This is a genomic window from Sphingomonas sp. P4_G2 (assembly GCF_056401155.1).
The window spans coordinates 376,409-396,801 of sequence record NZ_JBFUJY010000002.1; the positions used below are offsets into that span (position 1 = coordinate 376,409).

A 20,393-nucleotide genomic window follows, 5' to 3' on the forward strand; every position below is an offset into this window, starting at 1 on the left:
CCCCGTGTGGAGACGATCATGCGTTTTTCGCCCGTAGCGCTCGCAATCGCTTTGGCGGGATTGAGCGTTTCGACTTCCTTGCAAGGCCAGCGCGCCGATGCGCAGATCGACCCGCGGTCGATGGCCTTGCTGATGCAGGGCCGCGCCGCGGCCGCGTCGGGAAACCTCGATGGCGCGACCGACCTGATCGAAACCGCGCTGGCGGTCGACCCGCGCAACCGTGCCGCTTTCCTCGAACTCGCGACCGTGGCGACGCGCCAGGGTCTGCCCGGCAAGGCGATCCGGTTGTACCGCGAGGCATTGACGATCGAACCCAATGACGTGACCGCGCTGCGGGGTCAGGGCGAGGCTTTGGTCGCCAAGGGCGCGATGGAAGCCGCACGCGAGAATCTGACGCGGATCAAGACCTTGTGCGGGAAGAAGCCGTGCCCCGAGGCGACGACCTTGGCCTCGGCCATCGCCAAGGGGCCGCCGCCGAGCGTGGAGGTTGCGACCAAGGTTCCCGACAAACCGGACGCGGAGAAGAAGTAGGGGCCAGTTAAAGCCCTCTCCCGCAAGCGGGAGAGGGTTTGGGTGAGGGTCTTCTTTCTTCTTCCAAGCGTGTGCCGAGACAGAAGAAGAAAGAAGACCCTCACCCTCCCACCGCCTGCGGCGGCGGGCCCCTCCCTCTCCCGCGCGCGGGAGAGGGTCTTAGCGTTCAGGAAAGGCACCGCGCGAGCGCGATGAACTCTCCGACCGATACCGTCTCCGCCCGGCGTGCTGGGTCGATGCCGACTTTCTCGAGTGCTTCCAATGCCCCGGGCACGCTCTTCAGACTCTGCCGCAACATCTTCCGGCGCTGCCCGAACGCTGCGGCGGTCAAGCGTTCGAGCTTGGCGAACTCCACTCCGTCAGGCTGCTCGCCGGGTACGATATGCACGACCGCGGACATCACCTTGGGCGGCGGCGTGAACGCCGAGCGATGGACGTTCATCGCGATCCGCGCCGACGACCGCCACTGCGCGAGCACGGCCAGCCGGCCATAAGCGTCGCTGTCGGTGGTGGCGACGATCCGTTCGGCCACCTCGCGCTGGAACATCAATGTCAGGCTTTGCCACCAGGGCTGCCAATCGGCCGACAGCCAGCGGACGAGCAAGGCGGTGCCGACATTATAGGGCAGGTTGGAGGCGATATGCGGCCGGCCCGCGAACAGCGCGGGCGCGTCGACCTCAAGTGCATCGCCCTCGATTACCCTGAGCTTGTCCGGATAAGCGACTTCGAGTTCGGCGAGCGCGGGCAGGCAGCGCCGGTCGCGTTCGATCGCCGTGACGCGAGCCCCGGCGGCGAGCAAGGCACGAGTCAGGCCGCCCGGGCCGGGACCAACTTCGAGTATCTCGGCATCGGTCAGGTCGCCGGGGATCGCCGCGATCCGCGCGAGCAACTGGCCATCGAACAGGAAGTTCTGGCCGAGTGCCTTCGACGCCGACAGGCCATGACGCGCGATGACCTCGCGCAGCGGCGGAAGGTCGGGAGTCACGCCGCGACGAGCGCGTCGGCGCGGCGCTGGGCGGCTTCGGCGGCGAGGCGGAGGGCGGCAATCATCGCACCCGGCTCGGCGCGGTCCTGGCCGGCAATGCCGAACGCCGTGCCGTGATCGGGCGAGGTCCGTACGATCGGCAAGCCAAGCGTGATGTTGACGCCTTCGTCGAAATGCAGCGTCTTGAGCGGCACCAGCGCCTGGTCGTGATAGCAGCAGATCGCCGCATCATAGGTTGCCCGGGCGCGCGCGTGGAACATCGTATCGGCGGCCATCGGGCCGGTCGCGTCGATTCCCTGCGCCACCAACGCTTCGACCGCCGGGATGATGACGTCGATCTCTTCGCGTCCGATCGCGCCTTGTTCGCCGGCGTGCGGGTTGAGGCCGGCAAAGGCCAATCTCGGGCTGGCGATGCCGAAGTCGCGCACCAGCGCCCGGGCAGTGACCAGCGCCTTCGCCACGAGCAGCCCGGTGGTGATCAGGCCAGGCACCTGGCGGAGCGCGACATGGGTCGTCACTGGCACCACGCGCAAGGTCGGGCCGGCGAGCATCATGACCGTCGTGCTGGCGGCGACGCCGACCCGTTCGGCGACGAACTCGGTCTGGCCGGGATGGGTGAAGCCGATCTGATAGAGCTGTGCCTTCGATACCGGCCCCGTGACCAGCGCACCGGCGGCGCCCGATCGGGTCAGCCCGGTTGCCAGTTCGAGCGAATGCAGCGCGCAACGCGCTCCCTCCAGGTCCGGGCGTCCGGGAACGATTTCTCCGCCGTCTTCCACGCTCAGCACGGGCAAGGCGCCGTCGAATGCGGCAAACGCGCCGCTCGGCGAATCGATATGCGCGACCGGGCCGTCCCAGACGCGCGCGATCGCGCGAACGTCGCCGACCGCGAAAAACGGCAGCAACCGTTCCTCGCGCCGGCGCGCCCAGGCCTTGGCGATGATCTCCGGACCGACCCCGGCAGGGTCGCCCATCGCGACTGCCAGCGGGGGAAGGGCGGTCATGTCAGGGCCTCTCCGTCAACGATACTCGACGATGGCGTCGCGCCTGAGGTCGCGCAGGATCTTCTGCGCGCGTTTGTTCACGCGGTCCTGTTCCATCTTATATTGCAGGTCGGCCGCGTTGGGCAGCGTCGGCGCCTTGGCATCGTCTCGCCCGCACAGCACGAGGACGCTGACGCCCTCGGACGGCGATCCGAACGGTGGCGTCGCCTGGCCGATCTGCATACTCAGGACCATCTGCTGCAAGGCCTGCGGCAAATCGCGTACGGTCAGCGAATCGTTGTCGACGATTTCCGCGCCCATGCCCGCCGCCGCCTGGTTGGCGGCGCCGCAGCCGTTGATCGCCTGGGTCGCCTTGGCGAACTCGGCGGCGCGGCCTTGCGCCTGTTCCTGGGTCGTCCCGGCCGGGAACGTGATCTTGATCTGCTTCAGGCTGAGCTTTGCCGCGAGCGGATCGATCCCGAGTACCTGCCGCTTTTCCTGGAGGAACAGGATGTCAAAACCGCCCGGAAGCTCGATCGGACCGGCAAGCTGCCCCGGCTGCATCTGCGACGCAGCGGTCGCGATTTCGGCGGGCAGCATCGCGGCGCGAACCCAGCCGAGGTCGCCTCCGCTCGGTCCCGTCGTCGTTTCCGACTGCGTCTGGGCGAAGTATCGGAACGTCTGCTTGCCGTCCTTCATCTGCTGCATCATGTCCTGCATGCCGGCGACGACGGCTTGCGGGTTGGTTCCCGCGCTCTTGTAGATTTCGTAGAGGTGATATTCCTCCGTGCCCTTGTCCTTGGTCATGCGGTCGAGGATCGATTGCACTTCCTCTTCGCTGACGTTGACGCGCGGTTCGACCGTGCGGCGAAGATAACGCTGCCAGGCGAGTTCGCCCTCGATCTGCTTGCGCACCGATCGTTCCGACGATCCGATCGAGCGCAGGAAGGCGGCGAACTTTTCCGGCGGCTGGTTGAAATTCTTGGCGACGCGGCCGAGCGCCTGGTCGATTTCTGCCGAGGTGATCGTGATGTCGTTGGTCTTGGCTTCCTGAATCTGCAGCACTTCGTCGATCAGGCCGCGCAGCACCATCAGCCGCAGCTGATCGCGCTCCTGGTCGTTGAGCTGATACTGGTTGGCGGCGATGATCAGCGCCATCCGCTGGTCGACATCGGTGCCGGTGATCACCACGCCATTGACGATCGCGGTCGGCTTGCGAACGTTGGGATCGAGCTTGCCGAAGATCTGGAGGTTCTCCGGAATATCCAGGCCGGTCTGCGGCACGCCGCTATCGGGCACGGTCTGGGCGATCGAGGCGCTGCTCGCCGCCATCATCGCGCCAGCACCAAGCGCAAGCGCGATGCGCGCCGAAGTCGAGAAAATTTTCACCTGAAAGAAACCCCATGAACAACCGGGCGCACCCGACAAACCGTTTACGCCTGCCCGATTTCGCATGAACGCATGCTTAGCGACCCAAATTCTTGAACGCCAGCGTCAACAGGAAGCTGTTGCCGGCCCGGGCGTCGCCAGTATCCTGATAGTCGCGTTTCCAGGTCAGGCCGAGGCGCAGGCAATCGTCTTCATATTGCACGCCAAGCCGGTGTCGGATCGGATCGAAGCCGTCGGCTAGTGATTGCGGATCTTCGTTCTTGTCGGTCAGATCGATCGTCGTCGACCCGAAGATCGACCAGAAGCGTGCGAACCCGACCCGCGCGCCGAGACGCAATTCCTCACGATCGCGCAAATCCTCCAGCGTCGGGGCGATATTGCGATTGAGGCGAAGATAACCGAACAGCAAATAGGTGCGCTTGGTGCCGACCGTCGCGTCGACCTCGTTACGGCGGATCGCCAGATTGTCCTTGTCGAGCCGATAGCGGTGAATGAACGAAACGAAGTCGCGGAACCGCACCTCGGTCCGGCCGACGACGTCGGACCAGCGATCGGTCAGACCGGTGCCGTCGGGGAAGATCGTCGGCTTGCTCGACAACCGATAGCTCTGCCCGATCGTCGCGTTGATCGCGATACCCGGCAGATCGAGCGAATAATCCAGGCCGTAGGTGAAACGCGTCGAATCCTCCCACCGGTCGTAACCGGGGAAGCGGTTGAGCGCGAACAGGTTCGAATCCTCGAGGTCGACGGCGCGCGCATCCTCGTTGGGAACCTTGAGGTTTGGAGTCGGTGGCGAGGCGACGACCTGGAACCGCGGCGTCAGTCGCTGCGTGCCGCCGAGGAACTCGCCGATCAGCGGCCATTTGACGTCGAGTGCCAGCGCCGCGATGGCGCGTGCGTGGAAGCCGTTCTGACCGCGATAGCTGATGACCGTGGTCGCGGCCGTGTCGCTGGCATTGTAGAGATCGCCGCGCGCAAAGGCGGTCAGCGTCACTTCCTGACCCCAGGGCGTGATGCGGCGCAAATCCCATTGCGCGCTGACAAAGGCGCGCTGCGTATCCTGCCCAGCCGTGCGCGCGATGCTGAGCGTGTTGGCCTGGAGGTTGAGGCGGCCGCCGAGAATGCCATCGATCCGCCGGCGATAGTCGAATTCAGGCAGCGCGATCGGCTGCAGTCCCTGGCGGTCGCCGAGCCGTAAAGTCTGCACCAGCCAGCCGTTGATCGCGAAATAGCTATTGGCGTCGATCCGCTCGACGCTGAAGGTCGAGCGGAGGCGATCGTCGTTGGAGATTTCGTAGCGGCGCAGGAACGTACGGTCGGTGGTGATCCTGAGCGAGCCGGAGATCGACCAATTGGGATCGAGCTGATACCGTGCGACACCGTCCAGGTAACCGCGGAACGCATTCTCGGTCGTCGCCGGCGTGGGTGTCGCGAGTAGATCGCTTCGCGGCGATACCGTGCCGTAACCGGTGATCTTGAACGCGCCCTTGGTCGACAATTGCTCATATTCGGCCTGGATCATCGGCGCGACGCTGGTGAACAGCCGCGGCGTGATGGTCAGGCCCTTATTGTCGGCCAGCCGGAAATAATAAGGGACGCCGACCTCGAACCCGTTGGTGCGGCTGTAGCGGATATCCGGGCTGAGAATCCCGCTTTGCGCACCGTTGCCGACCGGGGTCGACAATTTGGGCAGCGGAACGGTGGCGAAACCGAACAGGTTGAAGCGCGCGCCGGTGAAATAGATGCGTTCGCGATCGGGGCGATAGACGACCTTGACCGCGGTGACCTTCCACGACGGTTCCTTGGGACACCCCTCGGAATCGGTCACGGAACAGGGCGTATAGGCGGCCTGGCGCAAAGTGACGACGCCGCTCTCGCTACGCTCGCCCTTGACCGCGGCCAGTCGTCCGCCCTGTTCGAGGACGACGAGCATATTATCGACGACGCCGTCCTTGAGCGTATCGGTCAGGTCGATCTGATCGCCATAAGCGGTATCACCCTGAGGGTTGGTGACTGCGATATTGCCGATCGCCGTCACTTTGCCCGTCTTGCGGTTCCAGACCACCTTGTCGGCGCGCAACTTGTCGCCCTGGCGGTACATCCGCACGTCGCCGGTCGCCGTGACGATCTCGGTGTCGGTATCGTATTGCAGCGTGGTGGCGGAGAATTGCACCTGGTCGGGATCGGTCGATGCCGGCGCTTCGGACGGCGGCGGCACCTCGACCGGGCGGTCCTGAAGATCCTGCGCGCAAGCCGGTGTCGCGGCCGCAAGCGCGAGAAGAATCGCCGAGCCGGCCAGAAATGCGGAACGCGTGACGATCACCAAACACCCTTTTTCCGGCGACGGTCCCTGACATGCCGGGCCGCCGGTATCGCATCCATGCCGCCGATCCGCAATCGCCGGGGCCGGCCTTTGCAGCCAGCGCAATAGCGGCCTAGAGAGGCGCGTCCAGCACGCATTTCGTGTTTTTGATTGAGGTTGCAGTCCATGAAGATCGAGTTCGCCGCCACACCTCCTGTCGCCGATGCGCTGGTTATCCCGGTGCAAAAGAACGGGCTCGACACGGCGATTGGCGGTCGTACCGGTCAGGAAGTGCTCGCCGCGACCGCCGCGGCAGCGCGGTTCGAAGGCGAAGCGGGCTCGATTGCCGAAGCGTTTGTCGGTGTCGATGGCGCGGTGAAGCGCATCCTGTTGCTAGGGGTCGGCGACGGCAACGAGACGGATTGGGAGCGGGCGGGAGGCGCGGTCACCGCGCGGTTGCTGACCAACGCGATCAGCGCGGCGATCGATCTCGGTGCGGTCCAGCCCAGCCCTGCGGCGGTCGGACGGTTCGCGGGTGCGCTCGCCCAACGCGCGTGGCGGATCGATACCTATCGCACCAAGCTGACAGAAAAGCAGAAGCCGACATTGGCGGAAGCGACGATCGTCGGCGCTCCCGATGGAGCCGACACTGCGTGGCAGCACAATCAGGCAGTCACTGGCGGCCTCGACCTTACGCGCACGCTCGTCGCGGAACCGCCCAACGTCGTCTATCCGGAAACCTTCGTCGAGCGCGTGCTGGCGAGCGTCGAGGGATTGGGCCTCGAAGTCACCGTGCTCGGCCCCGACCAAATGGCTGAGTTGGGCATGGGCGCGCTCCTGGGAGTCGCGCAAGGATCGGCCAGGGAAGGGCGCCTGCTGGCACTCAAATGGAGCGGCAAGGGCGCGGGCGATCCCGATCTCGCCTTGGTCGGCAAGGGGGTGACGTTCGACACCGGCGGCATTTCGCTCAAGCCCGGGCCCGGCATGGAAGACATGAAGTGGGACATGGGCGGCGCCGGTGCGGTGGTCGGCGCGATGAAGGCGCTGGCCTCGCGCAAGGCCAAGGCGAACGTGATCGGCGTGTGCGGCCTGGTCGAGAACATGCCCGACGGCAACGCGATCCGGCCGGGCGACATCCTGACCTCGATGTCCGGACAGACGATCGAAGTGCTCAACACCGACGCCGAGGGGCGGCTGGTGCTGTGCGATTGCGTCACCTGGGTGCAGCGCACGCATCATCCCAAGGCGATCGTCGACCTCGCCACCCTGACTGGGGCGATGATCATCAGCCTGGGCAACGAGCATGCCGGCGTCTTCTCGAATGACGATGCGCTCGCCGATCAGTTGCTCGCTGCCGGTCGCGCGTCGGGCGACCTGTTGTGGCGCTTCCCGATGAGCGACGCGTACAACAAATTGATCGACTCGCCGATCGCCGACATGAAGAATGTCGGCCCGCGCGGCGCCGGATCGATCACCGCCGCGCAATTCATCGGGCGGTTCGTCGAGAACAGCGTCAAATGGGCGCATCTCGATATCGCCGGCATGGTCTGGGCCGACAAGGCCGGCAACACCTATGACAAGGGCGCGACTGGCTATGGTGTGCGCCTGCTCGACCGCTTCGTCGCCGACAATTACGAGGGTTGAACGCCGGTCCCACATGCAAGTCGATTTCTACCACCTCACCGTCACCCCGCTCGACCGCGCCTTGCCCAGCATCGCCCAGCGCGTGGTGGCGGGTGGGGGGCGGCTACTGGTGGTCAGCGACGACGCGGTCCAGCGCACCGCGATCGACCGCCTGCTCTGGACGTTCGCCGCCGACAGCTTCCTGCCACACGGCCAGGCCGGCAGCGAGGACGACGCAGCCCAGCCGGTGCTGATCGGAGAAGCGCCTGTTCCCACCAACGCCGCACGCAACATCGCGCTGATCGACGGGCGGTGGCGCGACGAAGCGCTCGATTTCGATCGCGCGTTCCACTTCTTCGACGGCGACCGCATCGTCGAAGCGCGCGAGGCGTGGAAATCGCTCGCAACCCGCGACGGCGTCGAGCGCAATTACTGGAAGCAGGACGATAACGGGCGCTGGTCGAAAGCTGCCTGATAGTCAGTCGTTTGAAACGTTCATCACCGCGTCGTCGGAACCAGCCGGTCCGTAAGGTTGATCGGCAATCCAGACCGCTTGCCATTTCGGCCAATCCGACGCGGTTTTTTGGGCAACATGACGCACAGCTCTGGCCGAAGTCACCTCGCATTCGTCCGGTTGGGTTTTGTCCGGCTTTGGAATGCGCCTGATGTCCGGATCCCTATCGCCATCCCGGGGACAATAAAGCGGCATCAGCATCCCACGCGTGACCGGGTCGTTCGGGGACGGCAGGAAAGCGAGATATGCAAAGGCCATTTCAGGCTTCTTGTCGTCAGGCTTCGCGGGCGGCAGGTCCATCGTGCCGTCATTGTAGAGGTCGGACGCGCCGGCACCCATTCGATCTTTGTCGGCTGAGATTTGAAGGATCATCGGCATCCCGTCGCTCGAAACGAGCTTGAGCCGCACCGGCCCCGCGCCGGAAAAAATCCTGATCTCGCCATCCCGGACCTGCGCCGGCTTGGCGCAATCTGGCCAGTCGAAAATATTGGCATCTACAGGCGCGGGGCAATCTTTCGGCTCGATGACCCACAAACCGGGTTTGAGCCTGGCCTTGCCTTGCTCGAACAGCGGATTCTTAGACATCAGCGACGCATCGCATCCGCCGAGCAGCAATGCGGCCGCGGTGGCGATGACCCAAGCAGACCGCATCGATCCTCTCCCCGATATCGACCCTGGAGCAAAGGCTGACACAAAATCCCCCGAGCGGGTAGAGATTACATGTCGCATCCGAGCGCGGGTTGCATCCCGGACGCTCCCCGCCTAGGGAGCCGCCAGTTTTCCACAGCCCCAGCAATAGAGGAGCGAGCGACCGCCATGGCCGCCAACCGCACGTTTTCGATCATCAAGCCCGATGCCACCCGCCGCAACATCACCGGTGCGGTCACCAAGATGCTGGAAGAAGCGGGTCTCCGCGTCGTCGCATCGAAGCGCATCCACATGAGCCGCGAGCAGGCTGAAGGCTTCTACGCGGTCCACAAGGAGCGCCCGTTCTTCGGCGACCTGGTCGACTTCATGATCTCGGGTCCGGTCGTGGTTCAGGTGCTCGAAGGCGAGAACGCCGTGCAGCGCAACCGTGATATCATGGGCGCGACCAACCCCGAGAACGCCGCGCCGGGCACGATCCGCAAGGAGCTGGCCGAATCGATCGAGGCGAACACCGTCCACGGATCGGATTCGGACGAGAATGCCGCGATCGAGATCGCGTTCTTCTTCACGCCCGACGAAATTGTCGGCTGACGCCGGTTGGCGATTGAAGCGAGCGACCGCGGCGGATGCCGCGGCGCTGTCGCTCGTCGCCTCGGCCTGCTTCCTCGAGACGTTTGCCGGGCTCCTCGAAGGGCCCGACATCGTCGCGCATTGCGCCAAGGCCAATCACCTGGACGCATTTCGCGCTTGGGCCCAGGCGGCGGGTAGCCGCGTCGTCGTCGCAGAGATTGCGAGCGGCGGAGCGCCGATCCGCTATTCGGTGCTGACCACGCCCGAACTGCCCGCAATCGAAACGAGTTCCGCAGACATCGAGCTCCGCCGCATTTATACCCTATCGCGGGCGCACGGCACCGGGCTGGGCCCTGCGCTGATGGCTCAGGCGCTGCTCGACGCGCGGGCGATGGGGGGCGAGCGTATGTTGCTCGGCGTCTATGCCGGCAACGAGCGCGCCCGCGCATTTTACGAGAAGCAGGGCTTTATTAAGGTCGGCGAACGGCAGTATCAGGTCGGCGCTACCTTATGCGACGACGTGATCTACGCGCTGCAGCTATGATCGGGTGACGCCGGGTCGGCGGTCAGTGTTCCGCCGGCTTTTCCTTCGCCCATAGGGCATCGAGCCGCGCCGGACTCCCACCGCGTTCGGCCAGACTGGCGCCTTCGAGTTCGAGCTTGCGGCCGCCGAGCAGACGCCCGGCTGTCTTCCATCGGACTTGATAGATTGCCCGGTCGGTCTTCTTGGTGTCGCCATCCCACCAGGTCGCGGTGATCAGTACGGGCAGGCGGCCCTGACGGTCGTCCGCGCCTTTGTCGGTGACCTTGAGCAAGGCGCGTTCGAACCAGTTTGTGTCGATCTGCGGGCTGGACAGTCCGGTCTGCGCGTCCACTCCCAATGCCGGCGGGAAGGCGACGTCGATCTCCTGGATGCGATGATCGGGGTCGTTGAGCGTTAGCACAGTGTTCCCGTTGCGGGATGCGGTGAAGGCGACGAGCGATTTCTCGTTGCTCTCGGTCGCGCGCTCGGCCTGATCGGCCTTGCGATCGGACCAACTCATCCACAAGCCGCCAGCCGATACCAGCAAAGCGGCGATGCCGACCCATTCGGCCAGCGAAATCCAGCGCCGGCGGATCGCCGCCTTCTCGGCGCGCTCGGCCGGAGTTTCGACCGCGGCAGGAGTCGACATGGGCGTCTCTGGGTCGGTCATCGCCCACCGGCCTCCAGCAAGCGGCGCGGCGCCACCATTTCCCAGCTCATCGCGATCCTGTCCTCGACGCGTTGCCAGTCGGTCGCGTCGCCGTTCAATTCCATTCCAATCCAGCCCGACGGGCCGAGATAGGGCGGGATATGATAGAAATCGGGGTCCATCTCGACCAGCATCGCCTGTTCCTCGCGCCCGCTGGTCTTGACCATGACGGCGGTGTGTCCGTCACCGTGATGGTTGTGCCAGAAATAAGCATAGACCTTGCCCTTCTCGATGAAAAAGGCGGGCGATCCATGCGACAACTTTTCGGCTGCCTCGGGGAAGGTCATGCAGATCGCGCGGATCTGCTTCAGGTCGGCATCGGGATCGGGACTCATCGTGCCGCGAAATCTGCCAGAACCTGGGGGTAAAGGCGATGCTCTTCCGCCAGGACCCGTGCGGCCAGCGTGTCGGCGTCGTCATCGGGCAGGATCGGCACGCGCGCTTGTCCGAGCACTTCGCCGGCGTCGAGCTCCTCGGTCACGATATGCACCGAGCACCCCGCTTCTTCGTCGCCCGCCGCGATGGCGCGTGCATGCGTGTCGAGGCCCTTATATTTGGGCAGCAGCGACGGATGGATGTTGATGATGCGCCCACGCCATTCGGCGACGAACTCGTCCGAGAGAAGCCGCATATAACCGGCGAGCGCGACGATCTCGGTACCGGCCTCGCGGAGCGCCGCTGAAATTGCCGCTTCATAGGCAAGCTTGCCGATCCCCTTGGGCGACAGCGCGAAGGTCGGGATACCGTGCTCGCGCGCCCAGATGAGGCCCGGCGCCTCGGGCTTGTCCGACGCGACCACCACGACTTCGTAAGCGTCCGCCGCATACTCGACGAGCGCCATCATGTTCGACCCACGACCGGAGATCAGGATGCCGACTTTTTTCATGCGTTCCCCTCCCTCCAGCGGGAAGGGAGAAAAAACGCATCATGCATTGTGGGTCGCCGTCCAATCGGCGCGCGCGCTCCAGGTGCCGGCCGAGCCCTCCACGGTGCAACCGCGCTGTCCGGCCTCGATCATTCCGATCGTCAGCACGATCTCACCGGCTGCCGTTAGAGCGGCCGCCACCACTTCGGCATCGCCCGCCGCAACCACGACCGCCATGCCGACTCCGCAATTGAAGGTGCGTGCCATTTCCTCGGGCTCGATCGCGCCCTGCGCTTGCAGGAACGCCATGAGACGCGGCTGTTCCCAGCGATCGGCGTAGACCCGGGCATGCGTACCCTCGGGCAGAACGCGAGGGATGTTCTCGAGCAGGCCGCCGCCGGTGATGTGCGCCAGGCCCTTGATTCGCCCTTCCGCGATGAGCGGCAACAAGCTCTTCACATAGATGCGCGTCGGCGCCATCAGCGCGTCGATCAATAATGTGTCGGAGTCGAACAGGGCAGGGCGGTCGAGCTTCCAACCTCTGTCGGCCGCCAATCGCCTGACCAGCGAATAGCCGTTGGAATGAACGCCCGACGAAGCAAGCCCGAGGATCACGTCCCCGGCCGCGATGTCCTTGCCGGTCAGCACGTGATCGCGCTCGACCGCGCCGACGCAGAAACCGGCGAGGTCGTAATCGCCCTCGGCATACATGCCGGGCATTTCAGCGGTCTCGCCACCGATCAGCGCACAGCCAGCGATGCGGCAGCCTTCGGCAATGCCCGCCACCACCCGCTCGGCAACCGCATTGTCGAGCTTTCCGGTCGCGTAATAATCGAGGAAGAATAAAGGCTCGGCGCCTTGCACGATCAGGTCGTTGGCGCACATCGCGACGAGGTCGATGCCGACGCCGTCATGGCGTCCACTGTCGATCGCGAGTTTCAGTTTGGTGCCGACTCCGTCATTCGCCGCCACCAGCAGCGGATCCTTGAACCCGGCCGCCCTGAGGTCGAAGAACCCGCCGAATCCGCCGAGATCGGCGTCCGCGCCGGGTCGACGCGTTGCCTTGGCCAGTGGTCCGATCGCGCGAACCAGCGCGTTTCCGGCCTCGATGGACACGCCCGCCTGGGCATAAGTGTAGGGCTCATTCTCGCTCATGTGGACGCGACTAGGGCGCACATTCACCCCTGGCAATGCCCTGGATTGCGCTGGGAGGCGTGCTGGCTAGGAGCGCAGCGCAGTCGCGTAGCCTTGAGCTACGCGCAAGCAAGCGACAACGCCGGTGCGTCTCCCAGCGCAACCGCGAAGCGGCGGGCGGATTTTGGCGCATGGCGTCGTCGCGCGTCGGTCACGATGCATAATGCATCGCTCCCTCCTCGCTTCTAGCCCTGCACCAAAATCCGCTCCGTCCAGGGCATCGCCAGGGATGAATGTGCGCCCAAACGACAACACGCTTGGATTTCCACGTCTGCTTCGCCAAAAGGGCGCCGACATGCGCCGCAGCCGTTTCTTCCACGCCTCCGCTTTAGCCGCGGCCCTTGCTCTTGCCGGGGCCGCCGGGATGGTCGCCGCACAAGACGATGGCGGCGACAAGATCGACATGAACCAGCCGATCGACGCGTCGGGCAGCTATCAGGTCGATAATGTCGAGGTCGACGTCAACGGGCCCGATGCCGAAACCGCGCGGATCGCCGGATGGCGACTTGCCCAGCGCAAGGCCTACCAGATGCTGTCGCAGAAATACGGCGGTGGCGGCGGCGTGCCTGCCGACAGCGTGCTCGATTCGATGGTGACCGGCATCGTCATCCAGAACGAGCAAATCGGCCCCACTCGCTATATCGCCAAGCTGGGCGTGCTGTTCAGCCGGGCGCGGCTGGGCGGGTTGATGGGCGCGGTTGGCGACATTTCGCGATCCGCACCGATGTTGCTGATTCCGGTTCAATGGTCCGGCGGCAGCGCGGTTGCGTTCGAACAGAAAACGGCCTGGGCGGATGCCTGGCAGCGGTTCCGGGCCGGAGACAGCTCGGTCGATTACGTCCGGCCGACCGGCGTCGGCGCCGATTCGTTGTTGGTCAACGAGGGGCAAGCAGGCCGGCGCGATCGCGGCTGGTGGCGCAGCGTACTCGACCAATATGCCGCCGCCGACGTCCTGGTGCCCTCGGTCACGCTCTATCGCCAATGGCCGGGTGGGCCGGTCGTTGGCGTGTTCGAGGCGCGGCACGGCCCCGACAACGAGTTGCTGGCGCGATTCGCCTTGCGCGTCGACAGTGAAGCCGGCGTGCCGGCGCTGCTCGACGCGGGCGTGAAGCGGATCGACACGATCTATCAGGACGAACTGCGCAATGGTGCGCTCGGCGTCGATCCCAGCCTCGCTTATATTCCGCCGCCCCAGGCGACGCCGACGGCAACCCCGACACCTACCGATACGCCGACCGGCGAGGCGACGACCGCCGACGCCACGACGGCGATCGCCGGCGGTGCTGCCATTACCGTCCAGTTCGATACGCCTAGTGCCGCATCGGTCTCGGCGATCGAGGGCGCGGTTCGCGGCGTGCCTGGCGTCAGCGGAGCCAACACCACCAGCATGGCGATCGGCGGCGTGTCGGTGATGCGGCTCAATTATAGCGGCGATCCGGCGGCGCTGGCGTCGGCGCTCGAAGCGCGCGGTTTCCAGGTCGGCCGTAGCGGCGCGACGCTCAGGATCCGGCGGCCGTCCTTGCCGCCGCCGGCCGTCCCGTCGGAAGACCGACCGACCGGATGAGCCAGCAATTCGGCCTGCCGCTGGCTTGGCCGCCCGGACCGGGCGACGACGAGTTCCTCGTCACGCCGTCCAATGCGCACGCCTTTCACCAGCTCGAACACTGGGGAACCTGGCCGGTGATGACCGCCTTGCTGGTCGGTCCGCGCAAATCCGGGCGCAGCCTGCTGGCGCGCGTCTTCGCCAGCCGGAGCGGCGGCAGGATCGTCGATGACGCCGATCTGCGGCCCGAAAAGGAGTTGTTCCACGCCTGGAACGACGCCCAGGCCGCGCGCCGTCCGCAATTGTTCGTCGCCAATGCGGCGCCGCCGGTGTGGAAAGTCGGCATCGCCGATCTGCGCTCACGCCTCGCCGCCAGCCCGATCGCGGAGATCGGAGCGCCCGACGATGCGCTGATGCAGGCATTGCTCGAACGCCAGTTCCTGCGGCGCGGCCTCGATGCGCGGCCGGACCTGATCCAATGGCTGATCGCGCGACTCGAACGCAGCTTCATTGCGGTGGAACGTGTCGTCGACGTGCTCGATCAGGAAGTGCTCGAACGCCGCAAGCGCTTGTCGATCCCACTGGCAAGGGCCACACTGGCCGAGGCGGGAATCATCGCCCGACCGTCCGCAGCCGACAACACCGAACAAGGTGAACAATGACTCGCCCCGCCCATATCGCGCGCCTCGCCAATGACGACGATCCGTTCGAAAGCGGGGAGAGCGGCGAACGCTATTTCAATCGCGAGCTGTCCTGGCTGGCGTTCAACCGTCGCGTGCTCGAAGAGGCCTGCAATACCGCGCATCCGCTGCTCGAACGCGTGCGCTTCCTGTCGATATCGGGCTCGAACCTCGACGAATTCTTCATGGTCCGCGTCGCTGGGCTGATGGGCCAGCAGAAGCAGGAGGTCGAGCGCCGCTCGCCCGATGGCCTGACCACGCGCGAGCAACTCGCCGCAATCGTCGCCGGCGCCGATGCGCTTGTCGAGGACCAGCGCAACGTCTGGCGAGACCTGCGTCACCAACTGGGCGAGGCTGGTGTCCATGTGCTGGGCTCGCGGCAGATCGACGAAGCAGTCACCGCGGACGAGGCGGCCTGGCTCGAAAAACACTTCCGCGAACAGATTTTCCCGATCCTGACGCCACAGGCGCTCGATCCCGCCCATCCGTTTCCGTTCATGCCCAATAAGGGGCTGGCGGTGATCTTCGACCTGACGCGCGCCTCGGACGGCGAGATGATCCGCGAACTGGTCATGCTGCCCGCGGCGATGGCGCGGTTCGTGCGATTGCCCGGCGAGCCGGCGCGCTATGTCGCGGTCGAATCGCTGGTGAAGCGCTTCTCGACCTTGATCTTTCCCGGTTACGCGGTGAACGGCGCGGCTGAATTCCGCGTCCTGCGCGACAGCGATATCGAGATCGAGGAAGAGGCGGAGGATCTGGTCCGTTACTTCGCCAATGCGATCAAGCGGCGGCGGCGCGGCCGGGTGATCCGGCTCGAGCTCGAATCGGGCATGCCCGAGGCACTGGGCGTGGTGTTGCGCGAGGAACTGGCGGGGGGCGATGCCTTCGTCACCGAAAGCGGGGCCTTCCTGGGCGTCCACGATCTCGAAGCGATCATCGACGAGAACCGGCCCGATCTGAAATTCGTGCCGTTCAGCCCGCGCTTTCCCGAACGCATCCGCGAATTCGGCGGCGATTGTTTCGCGGCGATCAAGGCCAAGGATATCGTCGTCCATCACCCCTATGAGACGTTCGAGGTGGTGATTGAATTCCTCAAGCAAGCGGCGGCCGATCCCGACGTGGTCGCGATCAAGCAGACGCTCTATCGCGCCGGCAAGCAGTCGGCGGTGATCAACGCGCTGATCGCGGCGGCCGAATCGGGCAAGTCGGTGACCGCGGTGGTCGAGCTGAAGGCGCGGTTCGACGAAGAGCAGAATCTGCTCTGGGCCTCCGCGCTCGAACGCGCCGGCGTTCAGGTGGTCTATGGCTTTTTCGACTGGAAGACCCACGCCAAGGTCTCGATGGTGGTCCGGCGCGAGGGCGGCGAGTACCGCACCTACTGCCATTTCGGGACGGGCAATTATCATCCCGTCACCGCGCGCATCTATACCGACCTGAGCTTCTTCACCGCCGATCGCGAGCTCGGTCGCGATGCCGCGCAGATCTTCAATTACGTCACTGGCTATGTCGAACCGGTGCTGAGCCTAGTCGGAATCTCGCCACGCGACATGCGGACGCGGCTGACCGCGCTGATCGATGCCGAGATCGCCAATGCCAATGAAGGCCGGCCCGGCGCGATCTGGGCCAAGATGAACTCGGTGGTCGACCCGGCGATCATCGAGAAATTATACGAAGCGTCGAACGCCGGCGTCGAAATCGACCTGATCATCCGCGGTATCTGCTGCCTAAGGCCGGGCGTGCCGGGCATGTCGGAGAATATCCGGGTGAAGTCGGTGATCGGGCGCTTTCTGGAGCACAGCCGAATCTGGTGCTTCGGTAACGGCAAGGCGCTGCCCAATGACGGCGCCAAGATCTTCATCTCCTCGGCCGACTGGATGCCGCGCAATTTCGACCGCCGGGTCGAATATATGCTGCCGATCCTCAATCCGACCGTGCATGACCAGATTCTCGACCAAGTGATGGTGGCCAACCTGATCGACACCGAGCAGAGCTGGGTGCTCCACGCCGACGGCACCTATGACCGAATCGAGCCGGGACCGCGGCCGTTCAATCTCCATCGCTACTTCATGACCAATCCGTCGCTATCGGGCCGCGGTGCCGCGCTCGAGGGCGGGGCAGTTCCGAAACTCTCGCTGACGCGACGGCGTTAGCGTGGCCACCCTTCTGTTCCGCAAGCCGAGGTCCGAATCGGCGGCGTCGCCGCCCCGCACGGGCATCATCGACATCGGGTCGAACTCTATCCGTCTGGTCGTCTATCAGGGGCCGCCACGGCTGCCCGCACCATTGTTCAACGAGAAAGTCATGGCGGGGCTGGGGCGGGGGCTCGGGGAAACCGGGCAATTGGCTCCGCAGGGCTTGGAGCTCGCGATCGAAGCGCTCGAACGTTTTTCTGCGCTGGCCCGTGAGATGGAAGTCGAAAGCCTGAGGACGGTGGCCACCGCCGCCGTGCGCGACGCTTCCAACGGACACATCCTGCTCGATGCCGCGGCGCGGATCGGGCTTCCGGTCGAATTGCTGTCGGGCGAACAGGAAGCCACCGCGGCCGGGATGGGCGTGCTGTCCGCCATTCCCGACGCTGATGGGATCGTCGGCGACCTTGGAGGCGGCAGCCTGGAACTTGTGCGCGTCAAGAAAGGCGAAATTCGCGATCGCGTATCATTCCCCCTCGGCGTGCTGCGCATCGCGGCGCTCCGTGCCAAGGGCAAGGGAATGATCGATCGCCGCGTCGCCAAGCTGGTCGATCAGGCCGGTTGGTCGGGCAAGGGCAAGGGTCTGCCGCTCTATCTGGTCGGCGGGTCATGGCGTAGCCTCGCGCGGCTCGACATGAACCTGCGGCGTTATCCGCTGCCCGTCATCCAGCATTATGCCATGTCGCCCGCGACGATCGGCCGGCTGGTGCGCAGCGTCAGCCACAGCGGCAAGGGAACGCTCAAAGCCGTACCGGGGATCTCGTCGCAGCGCGCGCCGATGCTTAACGACGCGGCGGCGCTACTCGCCGCGCTGCTTCGCCACCTCAAGAGCGATCGCACGATCGTCTCCAGCTTCGGGCTGCGCGAAGGATTGCTCTACGAAGCGCTCGATGCCGAAACGCGCCTGCAGGATCCGCTGATCGTCGCCACGCGCGAGGAGGGGAGGCGGCTCGGCCGTTTCCCCGAACATGGCGACTTGCTCGACCGCTGGATCTCGCCGTTGTTTCAGGATGCGCCGGCGATGGAGCGGTTGCGCCGCGCCGCCTGCCTGCTTGCCGATGTCGGCTGGCACGCCAATCCCGAATTCCGCGCCGAACGCGGTGTCGAGATCGCGCTCCACGGTAATTGGGTGGCGGTCGATGGGCGCGGCCGCGCGCTGATCGCGCAGGCGCTATGGACGTCGCTAGGCGGCGGCGCCGGCACGCCCGAACCGCTCAATGTGCTAGCGCCGGTGCAAGACCTCAGGCGCGCCGCGCAATGGGGATTGGCGATGCGCCTGGGACAGCGCCTGTCGGGCGGTGTTGCCGGACCGTTGGAGCGTTCGAAACTGGGCGAGGACGGCTCGGCGCTGATCTTGCATCTCGCGCCGGACGATATCGCGCTTTACGGCGAGGCGGTGCAGAAGCGCCACGCGGCGCTTGCCGCCATCTGCGACCGCACGCCGCTGCTGACGAGCTAGGCCAGCGCGGGCGCTAATTGCGCCTTATCGCCTCGCCAATCGCGCAGCGCCGCCGCCCGATCGGCCGCCGCCGCATCCTTCATGCCCAGCGCCTCCTCGGCGTCTGCGCGAATGGACAGCGCGACCGGATCGTTCGATCGCCGCGCCAGGACGCGCGATGCCTGTTTGAGGGCCGCGCGCGGCTTGCCTTGCGCGAGCAACGCGGCGGCGTAGCTGCGGCGCACCGGGTACCACCAGGCCGGCGGATCGCTCAGCGTCTTCATCAATCGCGCTTCGTCGAGCTTGGCGGCGGCGAGATAGGCGCGTGCCGCCACATCGGGCCGCTTGTCGATCATCGCCGCGCGGCCATCGAGCACGAGCTGCGCGATCCGCACGAGTTGCCGGGATTGATAGGCCAGATCGTCCGGCTTGGCGGGAAGCGGCGGCAAGCTGATCTTGGCGCGTTCGGCGCGCACGCCCGCGGCATTGCCCAGTCGGGCCTGCGCTTCGCCGCGCGCATAAAGCCAATATTGCCGGACATAGGCTTGTTTCTCGCCGGGATCGGCCAGGGCCAGCACCTTGGCCGGGTCGGCGAAGCGGCCTTCGGCGAAATAGGCGGTGCCGACTCCCATCTGGAGGAACAGATTGCCGGGATCGGGCAGGTTGGCGGTCGCCGCGATCAGCGGATCGCTCAGCGCGAGCGCCGCTTTGCCGTCGCCCGAGATCAGCGCGCCGCCGACTCCGTACTGCACGTTATGGCCGTGATAGGGGAGCATCCAGACCTGGCCGGGCTTGATCAGTCCTGCGATCCGCGCGTCGCTTTGGCCGAGGTCGACCGCGGTGACGTTCACGTCGGCGGCATCCTGATAGCGGCCGACCCAATAGAAAGTGTGCGATGGCATGTGGATCAGATGACTCGACGCCGGCGCCAGCCTGCCAAGCTTGTCGGCATAGGGTTCCGCACGCTTGGGGAAACCGCTCATCTCGGTGGCATGGATGTAGAAGTGGATCGCGGGCGTGTAGTCCGGGCTGCGCCTGAGCACGCCCTCGAGCAGCGCCACGGCACGCGGCAGATTGGCGGTGCCGCTGGTCAGTGCCGTCGGGATCATCCACGCATCGGCCGCGATCGTCGCGATCTCGTCGTCCTGCGGATACCGCAAAGTCAGCGCATCCATCGCTTTCGCGAAGGCGAGGTCTCCCGCGCCCTTGCCGCCGCCTTCCACATAGCGAAGCTTGAGCGCGGCGATCAGATCGCGCTCGCGCTGCGGCGATTGCGGCGTCAGCAGCTTCTCGGCCGTAAGCACCTTGGCGAGCGCTGCTTTCTGTTGCTCGGCGCCGATCGGGAAATTGATCGTCGGCCCGTCGCTCCACGCAGCCCCCCATTCGCACATCGCGCACTTCGGATCGAGCTTGGCCGCCTCCGCAAAGGCGGCGCTGGCCGCGCCGTGCGCGAAGGCATGGGCAAGCTGCATGCCGTTGTCGAAGAATGCCTGCGCGCGCGTATTGGCGGTAGAGATCGGGAAACCGCCCTTGCCGTACCCGGGATAGAGTTGAGGGGTCGCGCCGACCGGCAACTCGTCTCCACAAATCGGGATGCTGGCGAGCAAGTCGGCGGCGCTCGGCCGCATCGTCGCTTCGCCAACGGATGCCGGGATCAGCGCGAGCAGCGGTAAGGCCAGGAGCGAGAGGCGCATCGTCCATTTCCCC

At 65.5% G+C, this 20,393-nt stretch carries 19 protein-coding genes; 9 read left to right on the forward strand and 10 right to left on the reverse strand.

Annotated features, from left to right (window positions below; translation table 11 throughout):
• The first annotated feature begins 18 nt into the window (after positions 1-18).
• The gene (locus tag AC1DRD_RS07275; RefSeq protein WP_478030073.1) at positions 19-531 is read left to right on the forward strand and encodes a tetratricopeptide repeat protein; all 513 of its coding nucleotides are present in this window, start codon (positions 19-21) and stop codon (positions 529-531) included.
• 166 nt (positions 532-697) lie between these two features.
• Here AC1DRD_RS07275 and rsmA read toward each other — a convergent pair whose 3' ends face one another.
• From rsmA to AC1DRD_RS07295, 4 genes are all read right to left on the reverse strand, one after another.
• A complete protein-coding gene (gene rsmA / locus AC1DRD_RS07280; protein ID WP_478040872.1) occupies positions 698-1,516 on the reverse strand; it encodes a 16S rRNA (adenine(1518)-N(6)/adenine(1519)-N(6))-dimethyltransferase RsmA in 819 nt (272 codons plus the stop codon).
• On the reverse strand, positions 1,513-2,520 hold the full coding sequence (gene pdxA, locus AC1DRD_RS07285; protein WP_478030075.1) for a 4-hydroxythreonine-4-phosphate dehydrogenase PdxA: 1,008 nt from the start codon (positions 2,518-2,520) through the stop codon (positions 1,513-1,515). The genes rsmA and pdxA overlap by 4 nt, the downstream gene beginning before the upstream one ends.
• Positions 2,521-2,535: 15 nt before the next feature.
• The gene (locus AC1DRD_RS07290) at positions 2,536-3,888 is read right to left on the reverse strand and encodes a peptidylprolyl isomerase (protein ID WP_478030076.1); all 1,353 of its coding nucleotides are present in this window, start codon (positions 3,886-3,888) and stop codon (positions 2,536-2,538) included.
• 76 nt (positions 3,889-3,964) lie between these two features.
• Entirely contained in the window at positions 3,965-6,211 is a 2,247-nt protein-coding gene (locus AC1DRD_RS07295; RefSeq protein WP_478040873.1) for an LPS-assembly protein LptD, read from the reverse strand.
• A gap of 165 nt (positions 6,212-6,376) precedes the next feature.
• On the opposite strand from AC1DRD_RS07295, the gene AC1DRD_RS07300 reads away from it, so the two are divergent.
• Both AC1DRD_RS07300 and AC1DRD_RS07305 read left to right on the forward strand, forming a co-directional pair.
• Positions 6,377-7,834: a leucyl aminopeptidase gene (locus tag AC1DRD_RS07300; protein WP_478040874.1), complete on the forward strand. Its 1,458-nt coding sequence runs from the start codon at positions 6,377-6,379 to the stop codon at positions 7,832-7,834.
• A gap of 13 nt (positions 7,835-7,847) precedes the next feature.
• Positions 7,848-8,288 (forward strand): DNA polymerase III subunit chi, encoded by a 441-nt coding sequence (locus AC1DRD_RS07305; RefSeq protein ID WP_478040875.1) that lies wholly within the window; start codon positions 7,848-7,850, stop codon positions 8,286-8,288.
• Positions 8,289-8,291: 3 nt separating this feature from the next.
• On the opposite strand, the gene AC1DRD_RS07310 is transcribed toward AC1DRD_RS07305, so the two are convergent.
• Positions 8,292-8,978, reverse strand: coding sequence for a hypothetical protein (locus AC1DRD_RS07310; protein ID WP_478040876.1), 687 nt, complete (start codon positions 8,976-8,978; stop codon positions 8,292-8,294).
• A 165-nt stretch (positions 8,979-9,143) separates the two neighbouring features.
• On the opposite strand from AC1DRD_RS07310, the gene ndk reads away from it, so the two are divergent.
• Entirely contained in the window at positions 9,144-9,566 is a 423-nt protein-coding gene (ndk, locus tag AC1DRD_RS07315) for a nucleoside-diphosphate kinase (protein WP_478030081.1), read from the forward strand.
• Between the two features lie 13 nt (positions 9,567-9,579).
• Positions 9,580-10,089, forward strand: a complete 510-nt coding sequence (locus tag AC1DRD_RS07320) for a GNAT family N-acetyltransferase (RefSeq protein ID WP_478040877.1) — start codon at positions 9,580-9,582, stop codon at positions 10,087-10,089.
• A 22-nt stretch (positions 10,090-10,111) separates the two neighbouring features.
• On the opposite strand, the gene AC1DRD_RS07325 is transcribed toward AC1DRD_RS07320, so the two are convergent.
• From AC1DRD_RS07325 to purM, 4 genes are read right to left on the reverse strand one after another with little or no spacing between them, the layout of a single operon-like run.
• A complete protein-coding gene (locus tag AC1DRD_RS07325; protein WP_478040878.1) occupies positions 10,112-10,738 on the reverse strand; it encodes a hypothetical protein in 627 nt (208 codons plus the stop codon).
• Positions 10,735-11,112 carry an MmcQ/YjbR family DNA-binding protein gene (locus tag AC1DRD_RS07330; protein WP_478040879.1) on the reverse strand — a complete coding sequence of 126 codons (378 nt, stop codon included), beginning with the start codon at positions 11,110-11,112 and terminating at the stop codon, positions 10,735-10,737. Before AC1DRD_RS07330 ends, AC1DRD_RS07325 begins: the two co-directional genes overlap by 4 nt.
• Positions 11,109-11,663, reverse strand: a complete 555-nt coding sequence (gene purN / locus AC1DRD_RS07335; protein WP_478040880.1) for a phosphoribosylglycinamide formyltransferase — start codon at positions 11,661-11,663, stop codon at positions 11,109-11,111. Before purN ends, AC1DRD_RS07330 begins: the two co-directional genes overlap by 4 nt.
• A gap of 39 nt (positions 11,664-11,702) precedes the next feature.
• Entirely contained in the window at positions 11,703-12,797 is a 1,095-nt protein-coding gene (purM, locus tag AC1DRD_RS07340) for a phosphoribosylformylglycinamidine cyclo-ligase (RefSeq protein WP_478040881.1), read from the reverse strand.
• 334 nt (positions 12,798-13,131) lie between these two features.
• On the opposite strand from purM, the gene AC1DRD_RS07345 reads away from it, so the two are divergent.
• From AC1DRD_RS07345 to AC1DRD_RS07360, 4 genes are read left to right on the forward strand one after another with little or no spacing between them, the layout of a single operon-like run.
• A complete protein-coding gene (locus AC1DRD_RS07345; protein ID WP_478040882.1) occupies positions 13,132-14,400 on the forward strand; it encodes a heavy-metal-associated domain-containing protein in 1,269 nt (422 codons plus the stop codon).
• Positions 14,397-15,041 carry an HdaA/DnaA family protein gene (locus AC1DRD_RS07350; RefSeq protein ID WP_478040883.1) on the forward strand — a complete coding sequence of 215 codons (645 nt, stop codon included), beginning with the start codon at positions 14,397-14,399 and terminating at the stop codon, positions 15,039-15,041. The genes AC1DRD_RS07345 and AC1DRD_RS07350 overlap by 4 nt, the downstream gene beginning before the upstream one ends.
• Positions 15,038-17,209, forward strand: a complete 2,172-nt coding sequence (locus AC1DRD_RS07355; RefSeq protein WP_478030089.1) for an RNA degradosome polyphosphate kinase — start codon at positions 15,038-15,040, stop codon at positions 17,207-17,209. The genes AC1DRD_RS07350 and AC1DRD_RS07355 overlap by 4 nt, the downstream gene beginning before the upstream one ends.
• A 1-nt stretch (position 17,210) precedes the next feature.
• Positions 17,211-18,707 carry a Ppx/GppA phosphatase family protein gene (locus AC1DRD_RS07360; protein WP_478030090.1) on the forward strand — a complete coding sequence of 499 codons (1,497 nt, stop codon included), beginning with the start codon at positions 17,211-17,213 and terminating at the stop codon, positions 18,705-18,707.
• Here AC1DRD_RS07360 and AC1DRD_RS07365 read toward each other — a convergent pair.
• Positions 18,704-20,380, reverse strand: a complete 1,677-nt coding sequence (locus AC1DRD_RS07365) for a hypothetical protein (protein ID WP_478040884.1) — start codon at positions 20,378-20,380, stop codon at positions 18,704-18,706. The genes AC1DRD_RS07360 and AC1DRD_RS07365 overlap by 4 nt on opposite strands.
• Positions 20,381-20,393 lie beyond the last annotated feature (13 nt).